Source organism: Pseudoalteromonas sp. MER144-MNA-CIBAN-0113 (assembly GCF_040308965.1).
Lineage (GTDB): Bacteria > Pseudomonadota > Gammaproteobacteria > Enterobacterales > Alteromonadaceae > Pseudoalteromonas > Pseudoalteromonas tetraodonis.
Genome location: NZ_JBEOOG010000074.1, coordinates 1 through 20,906, shown reverse-complemented (window position 1 = coordinate 20,906; position 20,906 = coordinate 1). Strand labels below are relative to the sequence as shown.

General features: G+C 40.3%; 16 protein-coding genes. 7 read left to right on the top strand and 9 right to left on the bottom strand.

Features of this window, described 5'->3' with window-relative positions; all coding sequences use genetic code 11:
• Nucleotides 1-244 precede the first annotated feature (244 nt).
• From recG to asnC, 3 genes are read right to left on the bottom strand one after another with little or no spacing between them, the layout of a single operon-like run.
• Nucleotides 245-2,326 carry an ATP-dependent DNA helicase RecG gene (gene recG / locus AAEY57_RS15855; RefSeq protein ID WP_350608221.1) on the bottom strand — a complete coding sequence of 694 codons (2,082 nt, stop codon included), beginning with the start codon at nt 2,324-2,326 and terminating at the stop codon, nt 245-247.
• Between the two features lie 57 nt (nt 2,327-2,383).
• Nucleotides 2,384-3,070 (bottom strand): tRNA (guanosine(18)-2'-O)-methyltransferase TrmH, encoded by a 687-nt coding sequence (gene trmH / locus AAEY57_RS15850; RefSeq protein ID WP_024601822.1) that lies wholly within the window; start codon nt 3,068-3,070, stop codon nt 2,384-2,386.
• Nucleotides 3,071-3,111: 41 nt separating this feature from the next.
• Entirely contained in the window at nt 3,112-3,570 is a 459-nt protein-coding gene (asnC, locus tag AAEY57_RS15845) for a transcriptional regulator AsnC (RefSeq protein WP_024601823.1), read from the bottom strand.
• A 185-nt stretch (nt 3,571-3,755) separates the two neighbouring features.
• On the opposite strand from asnC, the gene asnA reads away from it, so the two are divergent.
• Nucleotides 3,756-4,751 (top strand): aspartate--ammonia ligase, encoded by a 996-nt coding sequence (gene asnA / locus AAEY57_RS15840; protein ID WP_013466066.1) that lies wholly within the window; start codon nt 3,756-3,758, stop codon nt 4,749-4,751.
• Between the two features lie 33 nt (nt 4,752-4,784).
• Here asnA and AAEY57_RS15835 read toward each other — a convergent pair whose 3' ends face one another.
• The 5 genes from AAEY57_RS15835 to gmk all read right to left on the bottom strand — a co-directional run bounded on the left by AAEY57_RS15835 (nt 4,785) and on the right by gmk (nt 10,196).
• A complete protein-coding gene (locus AAEY57_RS15835) occupies nt 4,785-6,389 on the bottom strand; it encodes a flagellar assembly protein A (RefSeq protein ID WP_350608220.1) in 1,605 nt (534 codons plus the stop codon).
• 147 nt (nt 6,390-6,536) lie between these two features.
• Nucleotides 6,537-6,929 (bottom strand): deaminase RidA, encoded by a 393-nt coding sequence (ridA, locus tag AAEY57_RS15830; protein ID WP_013466064.1) that lies wholly within the window; start codon nt 6,927-6,929, stop codon nt 6,537-6,539.
• A gap of 12 nt (nt 6,930-6,941) precedes the next feature.
• The gene (gene spoT / locus AAEY57_RS15825; RefSeq protein ID WP_013466063.1) at nt 6,942-9,047 is read right to left on the bottom strand and encodes a bifunctional GTP diphosphokinase/guanosine-3',5'-bis pyrophosphate 3'-pyrophosphohydrolase; all 2,106 of its coding nucleotides are present in this window, start codon (nt 9,045-9,047) and stop codon (nt 6,942-6,944) included.
• A gap of 127 nt (nt 9,048-9,174) precedes the next feature.
• Nucleotides 9,175-9,450, bottom strand: coding sequence for a DNA-directed RNA polymerase subunit omega (gene rpoZ, locus AAEY57_RS15820; protein ID WP_008108220.1), 276 nt, complete (start codon nt 9,448-9,450; stop codon nt 9,175-9,177).
• 125 nt (nt 9,451-9,575) lie between these two features.
• Nucleotides 9,576-10,196: a guanylate kinase gene (gene gmk, locus AAEY57_RS15815; protein ID WP_273001576.1), complete on the bottom strand. Its 621-nt coding sequence runs from the start codon at nt 10,194-10,196 to the stop codon at nt 9,576-9,578.
• A 524-nt stretch (nt 10,197-10,720) separates the two neighbouring features.
• Here gmk and AAEY57_RS15810 point away from each other — a divergent pair.
• From AAEY57_RS15810 to AAEY57_RS15785, 6 genes are all read left to right on the top strand, one after another.
• A complete protein-coding gene (locus AAEY57_RS15810) occupies nt 10,721-11,614 on the top strand; it encodes an Abi family protein (protein ID WP_350608219.1) in 894 nt (297 codons plus the stop codon).
• A gap of 148 nt (nt 11,615-11,762) precedes the next feature.
• Nucleotides 11,763-12,686: a restriction endonuclease gene (locus AAEY57_RS15805; RefSeq protein WP_350608218.1), complete on the top strand. Its 924-nt coding sequence runs from the start codon at nt 11,763-11,765 to the stop codon at nt 12,684-12,686.
• Nucleotides 12,687-12,746: 60 nt separating this feature from the next.
• Nucleotides 12,747-14,318, top strand: coding sequence for a type I restriction-modification system subunit M (locus AAEY57_RS15800; protein WP_350608217.1), 1,572 nt, complete (start codon nt 12,747-12,749; stop codon nt 14,316-14,318).
• Nucleotides 14,315-15,535, top strand: a complete 1,221-nt coding sequence (locus AAEY57_RS15795) for a restriction endonuclease subunit S (protein WP_350608216.1) — start codon at nt 14,315-14,317, stop codon at nt 15,533-15,535. The genes AAEY57_RS15800 and AAEY57_RS15795 overlap by 4 nt, the downstream gene beginning before the upstream one ends.
• Before the next feature lie 6 nt (nt 15,536-15,541).
• Complete coding sequence (locus AAEY57_RS15790; protein WP_350608215.1) at nt 15,542-17,515, top strand: RNA/DNA-binding domain-containing protein; 1,974 nt, start codon at nt 15,542-15,544, stop codon at nt 17,513-17,515.
• Between the two features lie 55 nt (nt 17,516-17,570).
• A complete protein-coding gene (locus tag AAEY57_RS15785) occupies nt 17,571-20,456 on the top strand; it encodes a type I restriction endonuclease subunit R (protein WP_350608214.1) in 2,886 nt (961 codons plus the stop codon).
• Between the two features lie 206 nt (nt 20,457-20,662).
• Here the strand turns inward: AAEY57_RS15785 and AAEY57_RS15780 are convergent.
• On the bottom strand, nt 20,663-20,906 hold a 244-nt coding region (locus tag AAEY57_RS15780), incomplete at its 5' end, for an IS66 family transposase (protein WP_350608213.1).

Sequence of the window (20,906 nt, the reverse complement as noted above, 5' to 3'; positions counted from 1 at the left end):
CCAAATTGAGAAAGCCCGACTAGAAATAGTCGGGCTTTTTTACGTCTGCAGAAAAGTAAAAACGTAGGTGAAAGGTAAAAGGCATCAGGTAAAAGTAAAAGAATAAGCGCCTAAAGACTACTCTAACGCTTTGGACGACACCACGACTTCTTGCAATAGAAGGCCTGAGGATAAGGCATTATGAAAATATATTCGTTTGGAGTAAGTCTGGATGATGAAGTGAAAAGTAAAGTTTAAAAACCGACTATGCTTGTGCGTAGTTTGATTTATTACCTAACCAGCGGTGAATAAGTGGGTCTATATGCTGAGGATATTGCTTAAGCATTTGTTGTGCGATGGGCCTTACTTGATTGAGTGTTTGTTTATCGCGTGTTAAATCAGCGATTTTGAATTCGGCTAAACCGGTTTGTTTAGTTCCAAGTACTTCACCTGGGCCGCGTATTTCTAAATCACGCTCTGCTATAACAAAGCCATCGTTACTGTCGCGCAGTACTCCTAATCGCTTCTGTGCAGTATGAGAAAGTGGTGCATGGTATAAAAGAACGCAATACGATGCGGTTGCCCCACGTCCTACACGGCCTCGTAATTGGTGAAGCTGTGCTAAACCTAAGCGCTCTGGGTTTTCAATAATAATTAGGCTCGCATTGGGGACATCAACACCGACCTCGATCACGGTTGTTGCGACAAGTACATGAATGTTCCCCGTTTTAAACTCACTCATAATGGCTTGCTTTTCAGTGGCTTTCATTCTCCCATGGACTAAACCAATATTAAGTTCAGGTAAGGCTTCTTTTAATTGTAAAGCACTGTCTTCAGCTGCTTGGCATTGTAATACTTCAGACTCGTCTATAAGAGTACATACCCAGTAAACTTGTCGACCTTGTTCATTACAGGCAAGTTTCACTCGACTAATGATGTCATCTCTGCGGGTATCAGGGATGGCAACAGTGGTAATTGGTGTTCGTCCTGGTGGTAATTCGTCGATCACTGAGGTTTCTAAATCTGCATAAGCAGTCATCGCAAGCGTACGTGGTATAGGTGTTGCTGTCATTACTAGTTGATGTGGATAACAATCACCAAAGCGCCCTTTTTCACGCAGTGATAAACGTTGATGAACCCCAAAGCGATGTTGCTCATCAATAATAATAAGCACGAGATTGTTAAATTTTACTTCATCTTGAAATAAAGCATGGGTACCCACAATCATCTGCGCTTCACCAGAGGCGATCATTGCAAGGGTATTAACTCGCTCTTTTCCTTTTGTTTTACCGCCTAGCCAAGCAACCGATATTCCAAGGTTTTCAAACCAGCTGGAAAAGTTAATTCCGTGTTGCTCTGATAATATCTCTGTTGGCGCCATTAATGCGACCTGATAGCCTTGTGCTATCGCAGTTAAAGCGCTCAGGGCTGCGACTAATGTTTTACCAGAGCCTACATCCCCTTGGACAAGTCGCATCATAGGGTAAGCGTGTTGCATGTCTGTTTTAATTTCTGATACTACACGGCTTTGTGCATTGGTTGGCGCAAAGGGTAATTGTGCTAGAAATTGCGCTTCTAATGGATTAGTGGGCTCAAGGGCAATAGCTTTAACTTGTTGTCCTTGCTCTCTTACTTTTAAGAGGCTGAGATTTTGAGCCAACAACTCTTCAAAAACGAGCCGTTGTTGTGCTGGGTGAGTCCCTTGTTCAAGCGCAATTATATCAACATCATTAGGGGGGCGATGCAGTAGTAATAACGCATCACTTAACGGTAGTTGCGATGGTTGCCATTGTTGAGGTAGTAGCTCTTCTACTGCGTATTTTTGAAGCAATTCTATTGCCTGTTCACTCAACGCCCTGATAGAGAGTTGCTTTAACCCCTCGGTTGATGAATAGACTGGCGTAAGTGTTGATGATGTTGGTTGCTGTTCAAAAGTGTCGCTAATACTGTATTCAGGATGACTCATTTCAAAGCCAACACGTCCGCGACGTATTTCGCCAAAACAACGAATTATTTTACCCGCGCTAAATGCGTTTTTTTGTGCTGCGGTAAAATTAAAAAATCGTAGAGTTAACCTACCTGTCCCATCATTTATTTGGCAAACCAGCATACGCCTTTTACCAAAGGTAATTTGGCTTGTTTCAATGGTTGCTTGAACCGTTACATGGCTATGTGCGGTAAGCTCACTAATAGCATAAATACGCGTTCTGTCTTCATACCTTAGCGGTAAATGAAAAAGCATATCTTGCACTGTGGTGATACCTAGCTTTAAAAGTCGTTCAGCCATTTTAGGGCCTACGCCTTTAAGTTCTGTGATTGGGTATTGGCTTAAGCTAGGTTTAGACAAAGTAGGCTCAATTATTGTTATTTAGTGAGTTAAGTGTACTTATACACTGTATATGCATCAAGTATGTTTTAATGCCTGCCAAAATTGTTCATCCGCAACGATTTCGCCATGCTCATCAAGTGCGGGATAAGGTAAGTTCTTTTGCTTACACTGCCTTGCAATAATTGGGTGGCAGCCTTCAAAATACATTGGGTGTTTTATTTCTTCACTCAGCATATTTCTATTATATAACCCAGCTAACTCACGTTGACGTTGTGCTTCGAATAAGATTAATGCTGCTGCAACGGATACATTTAACGATTGCACCATGCCTTGCATTGGAATAATAATGTTTTGATCTGCATATTCGAGCGCTTTTTCTGAGATCCCCGTTTTTTCTTGGCCGACAATAATTGCAGTGGGTTTAGTGTAATCAATTTCTCTAAAATCGACGGCATCTTCACTTAAATGAGTTGCCAAAATTTGTACATCGGGGTTATGAGCACGGATACTGGCTGCGGCATCATCTATATTTCTGTGAAGGTGTGTGTCTAACCAGTTCTTACTGCCACCTGAGGTATTATTGGTTAGCCACTTTTGCTTTTCTGGCCAGACTGCATGCACATGATGGCAACCAACAGCATCGGCCGTTCTGACTATGGCAGATAAGTTATGGTGTTTATGTACGTCTTCTAAACACACGGTAAGATCGGTTTGACGACGTGAAAGTACACTTTCAATTCTTTGATAACGAGTTTGCTGCATGGGAGTCCTCTTTTTCGGCAAATTATACGAGATTTTTCACCTTAAGGCACCACTGTTCGGCTAATCGGGTTTTGTAATGAGATCAGGGTTTCGGTTGACTGAATAGCTTCTATTGCTTGTATTTTATTGATCAATACATCTTGTAGATGATCGATTGAGCGAGTCATTACTTTAATAAAAATACTGTAATTACCGGTGGTGTAATATGCTTCAACAACCTCTTCTAATGATTCAAGCTTAATCAGAGTTTGTGGGTAGTCTCTGGCATTATTTAAATTAATGCCGATAAAACAACATACATCGTAGCCAAGCTGTTTGGTACTAATGGTTAATTGGGTACCTGTAATGATCCCCGCTTGTTTCATTTTTTCAATCCGCACATGAATTGTTCCTGCACTGACACCGAAACGCTTTGCTAATTCAGCGTAGGGTGTACGTGCATTATCCATTAATGCATGCAGAATCTGTTTGTCTAGATTATCGATTTGATAATTTTCCATAGGTTTAGCTGCTTTGTATTATTGTATTTGTTGTTTTTATACCATTTTTTTAATGGTTTTAATATCGTAAAGCTATTTTTGTTATGGGTTATTGAATTAAACCGTTTAATTGTTACGATAACCATATTGAAGCGCTACTAAGCGCTGAGTCGCCAATACAATAACTGGGAATGAGGCCAATTATTATGAGTTCACACTATGTGCAGCAGCAGCAGCAAATAAGTAAAGTTAAACAGTTTTTTTCACAGCAATTAGAGCAAAAATTAGGCTTAATTGAGGTACAGGCACCTATTTTAGCTAAAGTAGGTGACGGTACTCAGGATAACTTAAGTGGACACGAGAACGCTGTTGCGGTGAATGTTAAAGCCATTACAGATAGCCGTTACGAAGTTGTGCATTCGTTAGCAAAGTGGAAACGAAAAACCTTGGGTGAGTATGGTTTCTCTAAAGGTGAAGGAATTTACACACAAATGAAAGCGTTGCGACCTGATGAAGATTCATTAAGTCCAATCCATTCTGTGTATGTTGATCAGTGGGACTGGGAACAAGTTATTTGTGAAAGTACGCAGCGTTCTTTATCTACTTTGAAGCAAACGGTTGAAACTATTTACCAAGGTATTAAAGCTACTGAGAAATATGTTAGTGATAGCTTTGGTTTAACACCATTTTTACCTACAGAGATTACTTTTGTACATAGTGAAGCATTACGTAAAATGTACCCAGATTTTACAGCCAAGCAGCGTGAAAAGGCGATTACTCAAGAATATGGCGCTGTATTTTTAATTGGTATTGGGGGAGCATTGAGTGATGGCAAAATTCATGATGTGAGAGCGCCAGATTACGACGATTGGTCAACCCCGACATGCGAGCAGTACATGGGATTAAATGGTGATATTTTAGTATGGAACCCAGTGCTTGAAGACGCTTTCGAAATCTCATCGATGGGAATTCGTGTAAGCCCTGAAGTATTGCAAACTCAATTAAGTATTACGGGAGACGAAGACCGTTTAGAGTTTGACTGGCATAAGGCATTGCTAGAAAGTAAGCTTCCACAGACAATTGGCGGTGGTATTGGTCAATCTCGTTTAGCGATGCTGTTATTACAAAAACAACATATAGGGCAAGTGCAGGTAGGTGTGTGGCCAGCGCAAACCTATACAAGTGTAGACGGTTTACTATAAAAAGTTGGGGCTGTTACTAACAGCCCCTTATTATTAAGTTTTAAATTCAATTTCTATTTTATTATTTTCTAACTTAACACTACTCGGTGGGAAGTTACGGGTCGTTTTAAGCAGTTTATTGAAGATATGGATCTCTACACCCGAATGTAAAACGCTATTCACAGTCAACATGGCTTCATCGAGTAACGTATTCAGTTTTTGCTCTAAACCTGCTACCTGCTTTTCTAATTGTTCTGCTTGCTGACTATGGTGTAGCTGCGTGGTGCCAATTTTATTTATGAGTTCATTTTTTTTATCTGCATCTTTAATTAAATCTGCTTTTTCTAAAGCCGCTTGTAAACTATCAACTTGTTCATTTGTTGCTGTTAGTTCACTAAAAGATTTATCAATCTCTTTGGTCATTTCAGTGGCTGAAGCCGCTAAATTAATTACCATTTTAGCACCAGATTCATTACCTATCTCGCCGGCAATCAGTTTAGTGGCATCTAGAATTTCACCCCCAAATAGCTTTCCTTTAGGTAACTCTGATTGACCAATTTGTATTGTACTCTTTGCTTTCATTGAGCTGTGGCTAGCTTGACGTTCAAGCAGAATGTTATTAGCTTCAATGTAACAATATTGAGAGTGTGAGGCATGGACATCGCCTGCGCATATTATTCTACAAGACAGTGATTTATCTTCAGGCTTTTGATGGCCAATTACCCCTTGTTTTACAGTTATATCGCCTCCTGCGGTTAATTCGCCAGATTCAACCGTACCAAAAACGGTAATGTCGCCCGTTGCATTAATACGCATTCCTGGCTCTACATTTTTACTCACTATCACACTGCCTTCAAAGTCGATATGCCCTGTTTTTACCGACACATCGTTGACAGTAAAAATATCGTCAACACGCATGCCATTATTTATTTCAACCGGCACGCCAGCAATCGTAGAGAGTAATTCCATCGGATTATTTTTTGAGATTTCAGTGCCCTCACCTGCAATTAGAGTATGAACCTCTCCGGGTTTTGCAGGTAATACATCGCCTAACACGGTAAACCCTTCTTGGCCTGGTGTAGCGGGTTGTTGCTGTACTAGTAACTCACCTGGTTTTACACTTGCTAACTTACCAAAGTCACGCATATCTACACTGCCATCTTCTTTTAATTTAGGGGCTTTGAGACGATCTTTAAGTGTTTGAACCATTGCGTTAAATTTAGTTGGTTTACCGTCTATAGGTAAGCGCCCTTTGGCGAGTGGACCACTGACTACGGAGCCAGGTGGGAGTTCAGATTGCTTTTGTAAAAGTTGCTCTAAAAATACTTGTTTATAACCTCTTGCGACGTGCGCTTTAACTAATTCTTTTTTAGCTTCATCAAAACTCAGTGTTGCTCCCCCTTTAGCAAGAGTGAGCGTGCCCGTGGCTAGCATTTTATCATCACTTATCTCCACGCTTAAGGTGGCATCATGACGTGTTGCAACAACTAATATACGTTCAGGTGTTGCACTGCTGAAATAGTTATTTATGGCGTCATGATTGATTTCACACTCGCTGTAAGGCGATTGTTCAATTGCTTCAATGATAAAAGCAGCACTGGCGGGTGCAGATTTACTCGTATCGAGCAATACATTGCCATTATGAGCAAGCTTAAACACAAGTTATCCTTTTCTACTACTAAAGTAAGGTTTAATAAAATAACGTGATTACAGAGTGCTAGAATTTTAGTTTTGAGTCAAGAATTCATCAAAGTGTAGTTACAGATTGGAATAAAAGCTATGAGCGGCGCTCATAGCTTATAGAGGTTAGTTTGTTGAAGGAAGTTCCATAATGCCGTCTATTTCTACTTGTACACCTTTAGGTAGTGCACGAACGCCAATAGCAGCGCGAGCAGGATAAGGCTGTTTAAAATATTGGCTCATTACTTCGTTAACAATGGCAAAATTTGAAAGATCAGTAAGGTAAATATTTACTTTTACTAAATCTTGAATGGTGCCGCCAGCTTCTTCACAAACCGCACAAATATTTTTAAATACTTGGTGTGTTTGCTCGCTAAAGTCTTCAGATATAACGTCCATTGTTTCAGGGACAAGTGGAATTTGCCCAGATAAATAAACCGCTGTGCCCACTTTTACTGCTTGGCTGTATGTGCCAATCGCTGCAGGTGCTTTATCCGTTGATATAAATGCTTTATTCATGATGTTCCTATTTTATTTTTTACGATAGACTTTTTGTACATCCGGCATCACACGTATACGACGCATGATATTAGCGACATGGATACGGTTTTTAACTGTGATCCCTAAGTCTATCACGTATAAATTACTTTCTTTTTCATCGGTAGCTATTTCTACAATATTGGCCTGTGTAGTGGCGACCACATTGGTTAATTTAGCTAGCGCACCTTGGTGGTTAATAATTTCTACTCGTAAAGCCGCAATGTATTCTTTTTCTGGATTATCATCCCATTTTACGACTAGGTATTTTGAACGATCATTTTCCCAGCCACGAATGTTCTTACACTCTTGGCGATGAACCGTTAAACCTTTACCCTGGCTGACATGAGCTGTAATAGCGTCTCCAGGCACTGGACGACAACATTTAGAATAATTAACTAACATACCTTCAGTGCCAATAATGGTCGCTTTTGCACGTTTAGCAATATCGTTTAAATCATCGTTATCGTTTTGTAATAAGCGTTTGGCAATCAGCATGCTCATTAAATTACCTGAGCCAATTTCTACCAGTAGCTCTAAGGTTGAAGAGAGTTCATGCTCCTCAAGCACTCGCGTAATATTTTCAGCTGGCAGGTTATCAAACTTGTTTTCACCTAGGGCTGAATCAAGTAAGCGACGACCTAATAATAATGCTTCTTCATGCTGTTGGCTTTTAAGGTAGTTACGTACGCCCAGTCGCGCTTTACCAGTAACAATAAAGTTAAGCCATGTTGCGTTAGGATGAGCGCCTGAGCTAGTAATAATTTCTATTGTTTGCCCAGTATCAATGGCTTTACTTAAAGGATAAGGTTTACGATTAACGCGTGCGCCTACACAAGTATTACCAACATCAGTATGAACGGCATAAGCAAAATCGACCGCAGTCGCGCCCATTGGCAGTTCAACGATGCGACCATCTGGGGTAAAGACATAAATTTCTTCAGGGAAGAGTTCGGTTTTAACGTTTTCAACAAACTCAAATGATGATCCCGCACTTTGCTGTAGCTCTAGTAAGCTTTGCATCCATTGGCGAGCACGCTGCTGCGCAGTGTGACCCGCATTGTCGCCAGACTTTTTATACATCCAGTGAGCCGCGACTCCTTTGTCTGCCATGTGATCCATATCGTGAGTACGGATTTGAATTTCAACAGGAATACCATGCGGGCCAACCAAAGAAGTATGAAGTGATTGATAGCCATTAGTTTTTGGCACGGCAATATAGTCTTTAAAGCGGGTTTCAATTGGCTTATATAAGTTATGAGCAACGCCGAGTACGCGATAACAGGTGTCCATAGAATCTACCGCAATACGAAAAGCGTAAATATCCATGACTTCGTTAAATAGTAACTCTTTGTTGAGCATTTTTTTATAAATACTGTATAGATGCTTTTCACGGCCTGATACGGTGGCCTTTATGCCAGACTCCTCAAGGCGTGCTTCAATTTCTGTTTGAATATTTGAAATAACTTCTTTGCGATTTCCACGCGCTTTAGCCACTTCAGATTTAAGTGCACGATGACGCATTGGATACAGGGCTTGAAAACCTAAGTCTTCTAGCTCATTTTTTATATCGTGAATACCTAAACGGTTAGCAATCGGCGCATAAATTTCTAGAGTTTCGCGAGCAATACGGCGGCGTTTATCAGGGCGAAGTGCGCCTAATGTTCGCATGTTATGCGTTCTATCAGCCAACTTGATTAAAATAACCCGAATATCTTGGGTCATTGCCATAATCATTTTTCGATAGTTTTCAGCTTGAAACTCTTTTTTATCTTTAAAGCTTAACTTATCAAGCTTGCTCACACCTTCAACGAGTTCAGCCACCGTTTCACCAAATATTTCAGCTAAATCTTGTTGGCTAAAATCGGTATCTTCAATCACATCGTGCATTAGTGCTGCCATGAGCGTTTCATGGTCAAGGTGCATGCTAGCTAGTATCTGAGTTACTTCAACGGGGTGAGTAATGTAAGGTTCGCCACTTGAGCGAGTTTGACCTTCATGGGCCTCTCGGGCTACCACATAGGCTTTTTGGACTAGCTCAACATCGTCTGCTGGCAAGTATTTTGAGATTTTCTTTTTAAGACCTTCAAAAAGATACATTCACACTCCAATGTTCTCGTGAAGCAAATAAGTTAGGATAAGTTACGAATATACGATGAAAACAAAGGATTGCCAACGGCTATAGTTGAAATACTATGCCGTTAGCTAAATCAAACCGGGCGGTTGATTATTGGTTGCCACCAACAATGGCAGCAACAGCAGCTAGTTCTGCCGCTTCTTGGTGTTGTTGTTCTTCACGATCAATAACATCCATTGAAGAATTATCAACTAAACCAAGTTCGATTTCACGTAAAGCAACAACTGTTGGCTTATCGTTCTCAGGATCTACTAGTGGGTCTTTACCACCAACAGCAATTTGGCGGGCACGACGGGCCGCAACTAAAATTAAGTCAAAACGATTACCAATTGCATCTACTGCATCTTCAACTGTTACGCGAGCCATCTTAGCACTCCAAAATAATTTAAAAGCAAAGGCGTAGTTTACTGCACGCAGCAGGTTTCGCCAATAGCCAGTGGTTAATTTTTATCTGTTTTAGGGCATGAACACCTAATTAATCTTAATTTAGATTATTTGAGTAGCTCATTAATTAAAGTTTGATGACGCGTTGTTTGCGCTTTTAGCGTTAATCGCTGTGCAATAACAACACTTTCTATCTCACTTAAAGCAGTATCAAAATCATCATTCACAACAACAAAGTCATACTCATCGTAATGAGAGGTTTCTGATTGAGCTTGTGCCATACGCCCGGCAATAATTTCAGCTGAGTCTTGGCCACGGTTATTTAAACGTTGCTCTAACTCTTGCTTTGACGGCGGTAAAATAAAGATAGTTTTTACGTCTTTCATTATTTCTCGAACTTGGCGAGCACCTTGCCAATCAATATCTAAAAACACATCAATGCCAGCGGCGAGTTGCTCTTCAATAGCTTGCTTAGAAGTACCGTAATAATTGTCAAATACTTGTGCCCATTCAAAAAAGTCATCTTTGGCAATTAGTGCCTTAAACTCATCAACCGATACAAAATGATAATGTTCCGCATTGTTTTCACCAGGGCGCGGTGCGCGGGTGGTGTGCGATACCGATACTTTCATATCAGCATGTTTTTTCAGTAATGCATTTATTAAGCTCGATTTACCCGCCCCAGAAGGCGCAGATAAAATAAATAAGTTTCCGCGAGAGTGTGCCATTATTTTCTCTATCTAAAAATAAACAGGCTCGAACTATAAACAGCTCAAGCCTTCAATTATTATATTGTACTTTATTTAGCTAATTATGCTCAAGTGAGTGGTAAAGCCAAAAAAAGTTACTCAATATTCTGGATCTGAATGTGTAACGATAAAGTAAAGTCTAATAAAATTAGTGTCTTGGTGCTTTATGTCTTGATTTTAACTAAGTTTGGTAACCGCCGTGGTAACCATTTGGATCTAAAGTAAATTTATTTGTGTAGGTGATTTATACGCACAACTTAATTGTCTCTACATTATAGCACTAAAATTTAATTACTCAGAAGTACAGGCTATCAGTCATGCTTTCCCTAAGCTATAAACCCCACCTTAGCTAGATTTATAATTTTGACAACGATACAAATATCTTGAAATTAAACTTATAGCCTCTATAATTACGCGTAACAACACCCCTCCCGCTATCCGTAAGCTCAGCGCCCTGCGAGGGGTTAATTATTTCTATAGCATGATAAAAGGACTTAACCTTCATGCAGTTTCCTAAACTTCCTATCACATTTTCGAAGCAAGTCGAGCTTTTAGAAGAGCGCGGTTTAGTTATTAAGGATAAAGAGTCAGCTGCTTTTTATCTTAGCCACATCAACTATTATCGATTAGGTACTTATTGGTGGTCTTTTATTGAAGATCATCAACAGCATACTTTCAAATCTGGTACTACATTTGAGCAAGTTCTAAATCTCTATGCTTTTGATAGAGAGCTAAGGTTGTTACTGCTAGACGCTATTGAACGAATAGAAGTATCTCTGCGAACTCAATGGGCATATCATTTAGCGAAAAAACATGGCTCACATGCGCACTTAGATCCTACTGCGTTTATTACTAAGTTTAACCATGAAGATTTTGTAAGTAATATTTGTGCAGAGGTTCAACGAACTTCTGATACTAATATAAAAAAACAAAATCATAAATATATAGAGCAAACCCCAGCTATTTGGATTGTTGGTGAAGTAATGAGCTTTGGTTGGCTATCAAGAAGCTACGATGCAATAGCGCGTCGAGCGCTGAAAAATGATATTGCAGACTCATATAAACTTAAAGAAACAATCCTCTCATCGTTTTTGCACCACATAACTACGGTGCGTAATATATGCGCTCACCATAGCCGGTTATACAATCGAGACTTCACCTTTACGATGAAATTACCAACAAATGGCGATCGTGTTTTACTTAATAGCTTCAGCGAAACAACTAAACAGTTATATAACACGCTAGTCATGTGTGCTTATTTTATGGATTTAGTTAGCCCTAACCACCATTGGAAACAGAAGTTAGCCAGCTTAATTGATACTTATAATATAGACGTAACCGAAATGGGTTTTCCTAAAGACTGGAGAGACTTGCCTATCTGGAAAAGTATTAACTAGTAGAGTAATGTTCTTGCCCCACTTAATTGATAAGGTCCTTTAATTAGCTTTTATTTTGCACAGTAATAATTATCTTTGGTAATATCATTTGAAATACGAAAGGATTAGCTGTTTAGTTACTTACTAATGCGGCTTGGCAAGGAGTAGCATGTCGTTACCAGATTACCAATCATTCATGACCCCATTACTGCGGTGTTTAGCTAACGGTAAAACCGTCAAGCTTAAAGACATTGAAGCAAGCGTTTATCAAAACCTCGGTTTATCTGCAGAGCAGCTTAAGCTACGCATACCTAGTGGTAAACAAACCTATGCCTACCATCGCTTGCAATGGGCTAAAACATACTTAGTTAAAGCAGGGTTAATTGAGCAACCTAAAAGAGCCTTTTGTACCATTACGAGCAAAGGTTTATCTGCGCTAGCAACGGGTGAACCAATCAATAACCAGTATTTAAGCCAATATCCAGCGTTTTTAGATTTTAAAACCCGCACTAAAGATACTAGCGACTCACTAGATGAAAGCACCGCCAGCCTAGTAAATAACAACTCACATAAAACACCCGAAGAGCTGATAGAAGCAGCGGTAGATACACTCAACACTAACTTAAGCGACGAAATACTACAGGCCGTGCTGTCAGCCTCCCCAGCCTTCTTTGAAAACCTTGTAGTCGATTTAATGCTAGCCATGGGGTACGGTGGCTCTCGCAAAGATGCAGGCCAAGCCACACAATATACTCAAGACGGTGGTATTGATGGGGTGATCAAAGAAGATAAACTCGGCCTCGAAATGATATACTTGCAAGCCAAACGCTACACCAACAAAACCGTAGGTAGGCCAGACATACAAGCGTTTGCGGGTGCGTTTGATATGCACCGCGCTAAAAAGGGCGTATTCATCACCACCAGCGGCTTTAGTAAAGATGCACTGGAATATGTAGGCTTAATTGAAAAGCGCATAGTGCTTGTAGATGGTAAACAACTTACAGAGCTAATGCTTACTCATAACTTAGGCGTTAGCACTAAACAAGTATTTGAAGTAAAAGCGCTTGATAGCGACTATTTTATAGAAGATTAATAAGTACGCTCGGCGTGCTAGTAGAAATCTCTACACAACCAATTAAGAGAACACACAACAATGGTTCAACAACACCAACAAGAATTAAAAAAGCAGCTTTGGAATATTGCTAACAGCTTACGTGGCAATATGTCGGCTGATGACTTTCGTGATTACATACTTGGACTTATTTTTTATAAGTACCTGTCAGATAAGCTTAACACTTATGCTGATCAGCTACTGAGTGAAGACGGCATTGTGTTTGCTAAAATAGACGAAACAACAGAAGAGGGTCAAGAGTACTTAGAAGCAGTAAAAGAAGAAACGCTTGATAAGTTAGGCTACTTTTTAAAACCAGCAGAGCTGTTTCATGTATTGGCTGAGCGCGGTGCTAACGATAAGTTTATTTTAGACGATGTAACCAACGTACTTAACCATATTGAACAAAGCACGATGGGCGCAGACAGCGCCGATGATTTTAACGGCTTGTTTGACGAGCTAGACCTAACCTCTAACAAGTTAGGTAAAACACCCTATGCGCGTAACAAGTTAATAGCCAAAGTATTAGAGCACCTTGATAACATCGACTTTCACCTAGAAAGCAGCGAAATAGACATACTTGGCGACGCTTACGAATACCTTATTGGTATGTTTGCCAGTGGCGCGGGTAAAAAAGCAGGCGAGTTTTATACGCCGCAAATGGTGTCAAAGTTACTGGCAAAATTAGTCACCTTAAATAATCCGCATATTAAATCGGTTTACGACCCTACTTGTGGCTCGGGCTCATTGTTGTTACGTGTTGCTAAAGAGGCCAACAACCCTGATTTAAAATTTTACGGCCAAGAGCAAAACCCAAGTACCTACAACCTAGCCCGTATGAACATGATTATGCACGACGTGCATTACACTAAGTTCGATATTCAAAACGACGACACTTTAGAAGTTCCTGCACACATTGAGCAGCGCTTTAGTGCCGTGGTCGCTAACCCGCCATTTTCAGCAAGCTGGTCTGCCAACCCGCTACACATGAATAACGAGCGCTTTGCCGACTACGGTAAGCTGGCACCAAAAGGTAAAGCCGACTTTGCTTTTGTACAGCACATGATCCACCAGCTTGACGACAACGGCACTATGGCGGTGGTGTTACCGCATGGTGTGCTGTTTCGTGGTGCTGCCGAAGGGCATATACGCAAACACCTTATTAAAGAAAAAAACTACCTTGATATGGTAATAGGCCTGCCTGCTAACATATTTTTTGGCACGTCCATTCCTACCTGTGTGTTGGTGCTAAACAAACACCGTAAAGCCGACGACAACGTATTATTTATAGATGCCAGCAACCACTTTGAAAAAGGCACTAACAACAACGTAATAAGTGAGGAAGACTTACAGCGTATTTTAGATGCTGTAAGTAAACGCGAGTTTATTGATAAATATGCATTTGCCGCCACGCAAATCGATTTAGCTGAAAACGATTACAACCTTAATATTCCGCGCTACGTAGATACCTTTGCAGATGAAGAGCCTGTTGATTTGAGTGAGGTAGCAAAACAACTGATCGCAAATGATAAAGCGATGTTAGAAACAGATAATTTGATTTCTAACTTTTGTAACGAATTAGGGGTTGATAGCCCGTTCGAGGTGCGTGAATGATACCGGCATTAAGGTTTAGCAAATTTAAATCTGAATACTTACCTAAAACTATTGATGAAGTCGCAAAAGTTACTTCCGGCGGCACACCTAGTAGGGCGAAAGCTGATTATTGGAATGGTCATATTCCTTGGGTCACAACTTCACAAATAAATTTTGAAGATATTACTGCTGCAGATGAGTACATTACAGATTTAGGCTTAAAAAATAGTTCTGCAAAATTATTTCCAAAGGGAACCATACTACTTGCATTATATGGACAGGGGATAACCCGAGGCAGAGTCTCAGTTTTAGAAATAGAAGCTACAACGAACCAAGCATGTGCGGCTATTATTTTGAAGTCAGAAGATGTAAATACAAGATTCACTTTTTACTATTTGCAATCTAAGTATGAAGACATTCGAAATCTAGCAAATGATGGTGGACAAAAAAACCTAAGCGGTGGGTTGGTTAAAAACCTCTCAGTGGTGTTACCTTCAGATGTTATGGAGCAAGCTAAGGTTGCTGACTTCCTCACTTCAGTAGACAAAAAAATCAGCCAGTTAACTGAAAAGCATCGTTTATTAAAAGACTATAAAAAAGGCGTAATGCAACAAATCTTCAGCCGAAAAATCCGCTTTAAAGACGATAATGGAAATGCTTTTGCAGAATGGAAAGAAAAGAGTTTTAACGACGTATTTAATCGTGTAACAGCTAAGAATAGAGAAAATAATGAAAATGTTTTAACAATATCAGCGCAAAAAGGGCTGATTAGCCAGCTTGAATATTTTAATAAATCAGTTTCGGCAAAAGATGTCACCGGTTACTACCTTCTTCATAAGGGAGACTTTGCTTATAACAAAAGCTATTCAAAAGGCTATCCTATGGGAGCAATTAAACCTTTAAAGTATTATGAAAAGGGAGTTGTTTCTACCTTATATATTTGCTTTAGACCTAAAGCTGATTATTGTGAACATTATTTTGAGCAATACTTTGATGCAGGTATGTTAAATCGAGAGATTGCAAAAATAGCTCAGGAAGGTGCAAGAAATCATGGCCTTCTTAATGTAAGTGTTACGGAGTTTTTCGAAGATATTAAGCTGACAGTGCCACATATTGACGAACAGCAAAAAATAGCGCGGTGCTTACAATCACTCGATAAAAAAATAGACGCTGTTAACGATCAAATAGAACAAACTAAGCTATTTAAAAAAGGCTTACTACAGCAAATGTTTGTGTGAGAAATAATGACTAATAAAATTAACGACAACTTAATTACGAATGTTATTGATATTCAAACTTTGCAAGAAAGCGTAGAGGTTGAGTGCAAGCTGGCTGGTGGCCGCGATGGCAGTGGCGCAGTGCCTAACGATATGTGGGAAACCTATAGCGCGTTTGCCAATACCCGTGGTGGCTTAATTTTATTGGGCATTAAAGAAAAAAAAGGCATGTTTACAGTTGAGGGTATAACAAACCCAGCGCCGCTAATTAAGAATATTTGGGATACGGTTAACAATCCCAATAAAGTGAGTATTAATTTGCTCAGCGAAAGCGACGTGCGTATTGAAACACTTGAAGGCAAGTCGGTTATTGCGATTACTGTACCTCGCGCCCCGCGCGAAAGCCGCCCTGTATTTATAAATGCAAACCCGCTTAATGGCACTTATCAGCGCCGTTACGAGGCTGATCAAAAGTGTTTGCCACCGGCAGTAAATAAAATGCTGGCAGAGCAAGAAGAAGTGCGCGATAACCGCATTTTAGAGCACTTTACCCTTGACGACATAGACCCCGAAAGCCTGCGTATTTACAGGCAAATGTTTGTTGATGCCAAGCCACAGCACCCTTTTTTAGAATTGAGCGACCAAGAGTTTTTGCGCTCAATTCGCGGCTGGCAAAAAGACCGCGCAACTGGTAAAGCGGGTTTAACCCTTGCTGGCTTAGTGATGTTTGGTAAGTGGGATGCGATTCAAGATGCGTTGCCTAGCTTTGCACTTGATTATCAAGAAAAAGACGACAGCACTCACCGTTGGATAGACCGAATTTATACTGATGGTTCTTGGTCTGGAAATGCTTTTGATTTTTATCGTAAGGTTTATCGTAAGCTCACGGCAGATTTAAAAGTAGGGTTTAGCTTAACCAATGACGGCCAACGACAAGATACCACTCCTGCGCATGAGGCCATTCGTGAAGCACTTGTTAATACACTGGCACATGCAGAGTTTAATACTGAAAGTAATATTTTAATTGAAAAACACCCTGACTTTATCGGCTTTAGAAATGCAGGCTTAATGCGTGTACCTGTACATGAGGCTAAAGCGGGTGGTAACAGTCAGTGCCGCAACCCTGCTATTCATCAAATGTTTTTAAATATTGGTTTAAGCGAAAAAGCAGGGTCGGGTATTCCTAAAATATACAGTAACTGTAAAGCGCAAAACTGGCTGCCACCGCATATGTATGAAAAGGACGAGCTTAACCAAACCTTTTTAGAGTTGCGCATGGTTAATATTGTATCGCCTGAGTTAGATAAGCGCCTTACAGATACCTTTGGTAGTGGTTATAAGAAGCTGAGCGAGCTTAAACGGACTATTTTGATTACCGCCATTACTGAGTCATGGTTTAATCACGAACGTATTTGCTCGTTGACCTCAGAGCATACAAGAGAAGTGACACTTGCGTTAAGTCAGTTAGTTAATGCAGGGTACTTAGAGTCGGCAGGCCAGCACAGAGGTAAGATATATCACTTAAAAGGGATACAAATCCCTACGCCTGATAATGATGCCGGTAAGAGTATTACGTTTGTAGCCTCTCCGAAGTTAGATCAGCTTTCACTGTTTGAAGGTCCGGAGTTAAATAGCGAAGGTCCGGACCTAGGTAGTGAAGGTCCGGACCTAGCTCTAAATACTCCGGACCAAGACAATATAGAAGTAGAGACGGTTGCAGCCAATGAGTTATGGGGTTCACTATGGGTTATAGGTGAGCAAGTACGAGCTGCCTCAAGTAGAAAGCAGAAGTCTGAAGTAGAACAAGCAATAATAGCCCTATGTAAAGAAGCACAGCCGCACTGTTTAAGGTTGGGTGATATAGCACAGCTGCTAGGAATGAAGCCCGACACGCTAAGACGTAATTACTTAAGTAAAATGGTTAAAGAGCAGGTATTGTTTTTGGCATATCCAACAATACCGAATCACCCAGAACAGGGTTATAAGTTACATAAAGATTAGCAATAAAGCTGTGAATGTATTACATAAGGCTAGCACCAAGGAATTGTAGGTTTAAATGAATTATCAAAGTGAACAACAATTAGAAGATAACTTAATTGCACAGCTTATCGAGCAAGGCTTTACGCGCGTTATTTTAAAAGATAACGCAGCACTTGAGGTCAATCTTAAGCAGCAGCTTGAAAAAGTGAATAGCTGCACGTTAAGCGATACTGAGTTTACGCAAATATTGGGTAAGCTTGGTAAAGGTAATATATTTGCAAAAGCCAAAATACTGCGCGACCAGCTTGATGTAACACTTGATAACGGCGACAGCAGGCACTTAACGCTGTTGTTTGATGAGCCACAGCTAAACAGCTTTCAGGTAGCGCAACAAATTACAGTAAAAGGCACATACACTAACCGATACGATGTAACGCTATTGGTTAATGGCTTGCCGCTGGTACAAATAGAGCTAAAGCGCCGTGGTATTGAACTAAAAGAAGCGTTTAATCAGATTAAGCGTTATCAAAAGCATTCGTTTCATGCCAACCATGGTTTGTTTAACTATGTGCAGCTGTTTGTAATGTCGAATGGGGTTAATAGCCAGTACTTTTCTAACAATAGTGAAATGTCGGCTAAGCAAACCTTTGACTGGACTGATAATGAAAATAATAAAATAAGCCAGTTACATGACTTTGCTGAAGCATTTTTAACGCCTTCGCACTTAACGCATATGCTTACTAAGTATATTGTACTTAATGAAACAGGTAAGTACTTAATGGTGCTTAGGCCGTATCAGTTTTATGCAGTAGAGGCGATTGTAGAGCAAGTTAAAACCTCAACCGACAATGGCTACATTTGGCATACTACAGGATCGGGTAAAACTTTAACCTCGTTTAAAGCGGCGCAAATTATGACCTCGCTGAGTGAGATTGATAAAGTAGTATTTGTAGTAGACCGTAAAGACCTAGACTACCAAACAGCGCTTGAGTTTAATGCGTTTGTAAAAGGCTCTGTAGACAGCACTGACAACACCAGTATGTTATTCCACCAGCTGTTAGATAAGCCAATGAAGGGTAGAAAGGTCAACCAAAGCCGTAATACTAAGCTGGTGGTAACTACACTACAAAAGCTTAATAACGTTGTGACTAAACAGCGCTATTTAAAAGAAATGCAAAGCCTACAAGATAAGCGCATTGTGTTTATATTTGACGAGTGCCACCGCAGTCAATTTGGCGATACGCATAAAAACATTACCGAATTTTTTAATAACGCGCAGTTGTTTGGTTTTACGGGTACGCCTATATTTGCCGACAACGCCGTTGCTAAAAACTCAGTTAAACGCACCACAAAAGATTTGTTTGGTGAATGCTTACACCCATATGTAATTGTGGATGCAATACGCGACTCTAACGTGCTTAAGTTTGCTATTGAGTACGTTGGGCGCTATCAATACAAAGATGGCTCTAACAACAACCTAGATATTGAAGTTGAAGACATCGACACCAAAGAGCTTTTAACCTCGCCTGCGCGCTTAGATAAAATAACCGACTACATTATTGCCCAGCATAACCGCAAAACACATAGCCGTGAATATAACGCCATGTTTTGTGTATCGAGCGTTGCTGAGCTTATTCAATACTATGAGTTGTTTGCGAGCAAAAAAGCACAGGGTAAACACAACCTTAAAATTGCCACCATATTTAGTTATGAGGCCAATGAAGAGGAAGAGTACGAATTAGGCAATGATGATGCGCAAATTAAAGAAGTATCAGCCAAATATTTAAACGAAGGGCAAGCCGTTAAGCTGCATAGCCGCGATAAGCTAGACTCATTTATTAACGACTACAACGCCATGTTTGGTACAAGCTACTCCACTAAAGACAGTAAGTTATTTGAAGACTATTACAAAAATATATCGAAGCGCGTTAAAGCCAAAGAGATTGATATATTGCTGGTGGTGAATATGTTTTTAACAGGCTTTGATGCTCCTAAACTCAATACTTTATATGTCGATAAAAACCTTAAGTACCACGGCTTAGTACAGGCGTTTTCGCGGACTAACCGTTTATTGGGTGAGACTAAATCGCATGGTAACGTAGTATGCTTCAGAAACCTTAAAAAAGCTGCTGACACTGCCTTTACGCTGTTTTCGAACAAGCAGCCTAAAGAATACATAGAAACACCTTCATATAATGAGCTACTTACTGATTTTAACAGCGCCTATGAAGCGCTAATGGCAATTACGCCTACCGTTGACTCAGTTGATGCTTTACCTGACGAAGAGGCTCAGGCGTTGTTTGTGAGGCAGTTTCGTGAGCTTATGCGCTTAAAGAACATGTTAAGCAACTTTGCTGACTTTAATATGGACTCAACCTCCATGGGCGAGCAAGAGTTTCAGGATTATACGAGTAAGTATGCCGACCTTGGCAGGCAGCTACGTGAGAACTCAAGTAAAGAAAAAGTATCGGTTTTAGATGACGTTGATTTTGAACTAGAGCTACTACACAGCGATATAGTAAACGTAACCTATATCTTGCAGTTATTACGCGAGTTGCACGGTGAAGAAAGTGGTGACGAAAAAGCCCGTAAACGCCAAGTCATAGCAAACCTGATAGCGACAGACCCAACCTTACTAAGTAAAAAAGCGCTAATAGATAAGTTTATGGACGAGCACTTACAAGGCATACCCGCCAGCGCTGACGTTGATGAAGAGTTTGAGCTTTATTGGGAAAAAGAAAAACGCCTAGAACTTGAGAAGTTTGCCCAAGAACAAAAGCTAAACCAAGAGCGATTAGAAAAGTTAGTAACCCGCTATGAGCTAAGTGACGAAATGCCACTAAGGGATGACTTCGCTGACGTACTCGAAACCAAACCCAGCTTATTACAACGCAAAAAAGTACTGCCCATTATTACCGATAAATTTAAACGTTTTGTAGATACGTTTATGACAGGGTTTTAAAAGGCTGTAGTGTTATTTTGCTTAAGCCGTCAATGGTTGATGGGTCAATTATCCACACAACAAATCTACTTTAATTTATTACAAACTCAAAAAATGTGGCGATAAAGGGGGGTAATGTTACCCCCTGTATATTACCGTCAACGGTTGGCGTCCTGTTACCAATTAAACTTAAAGCCCTTATTAAGTGAGCGTCTAGCGAACTACACCTATGTTTTAAAATTCCAGGGTAACAAGCTGTCGATATCGGGCTCAGGCTGGCACAGTTCATCAAGGCAAGCACAGATGTAATTAAATGGGATTAGACCATTTATCTTGGCGGTTTCCACAATGCTGTAAAGGGTGGCACTAGCATGGGCACCGTTAGCCGTTTGGCTAAATAACCAATTCTTTCGGCCTATCACAAACGGTTTTACCGCGCGTTCTGCTCTATTATTATCGATGCTAAGTCGG

Coding starts and splice junctions, on each gene's coding strand:
- AAEY57_RS15795 (WP_350608216.1), top strand. CDS start 14,315: ATGATACCGGCATTAAGGTTTAGCAAATTTAAATCTGAATACTTACCT.
- AAEY57_RS15810 (WP_350608219.1), top strand. CDS start 10,721: ATGCAGTTTCCTAAACTTCCTATCACATTTTCGAAGCAAGTCGAGCTT.
- gmk (WP_273001576.1), bottom strand. CDS start 10,196: ATGGCACACTCTCGCGGAAACTTATTTATTTTATCTGCGCCTTCTGGG.
- asnC (WP_024601823.1), bottom strand. CDS start 3,570: ATGGAAAATTATCAAATCGATAATCTAGACAAACAGATTCTGCATGCA.
- ridA (WP_013466064.1), bottom strand. CDS start 6,929: ATGAATAAAGCATTTATATCAACGGATAAAGCACCTGCAGCGATTGGC.
- spoT (WP_013466063.1), bottom strand. CDS start 9,047: ATGTATCTTTTTGAAGGTCTTAAAAAGAAAATCTCAAAATACTTGCCA.
- AAEY57_RS15790 (WP_350608215.1), top strand. CDS start 15,542: ATGACTAATAAAATTAACGACAACTTAATTACGAATGTTATTGATATT.
- AAEY57_RS15785 (WP_350608214.1), top strand. CDS start 17,571: ATGAATTATCAAAGTGAACAACAATTAGAAGATAACTTAATTGCACAG.
- AAEY57_RS15800 (WP_350608217.1), top strand. CDS start 12,747: ATGGTTCAACAACACCAACAAGAATTAAAAAAGCAGCTTTGGAATATT.
- rpoZ (WP_008108220.1), bottom strand. CDS start 9,450: ATGGCTCGCGTAACAGTTGAAGATGCAGTAGATGCAATTGGTAATCGT.
- trmH (WP_024601822.1), bottom strand. CDS start 3,070: ATGCAGCAAACTCGTTATCAAAGAATTGAAAGTGTACTTTCACGTCGT.
- asnA (WP_013466066.1), top strand. CDS start 3,756: ATGAGTTCACACTATGTGCAGCAGCAGCAGCAAATAAGTAAAGTTAAA.
- AAEY57_RS15805 (WP_350608218.1), top strand. CDS start 11,763: ATGTCGTTACCAGATTACCAATCATTCATGACCCCATTACTGCGGTGT.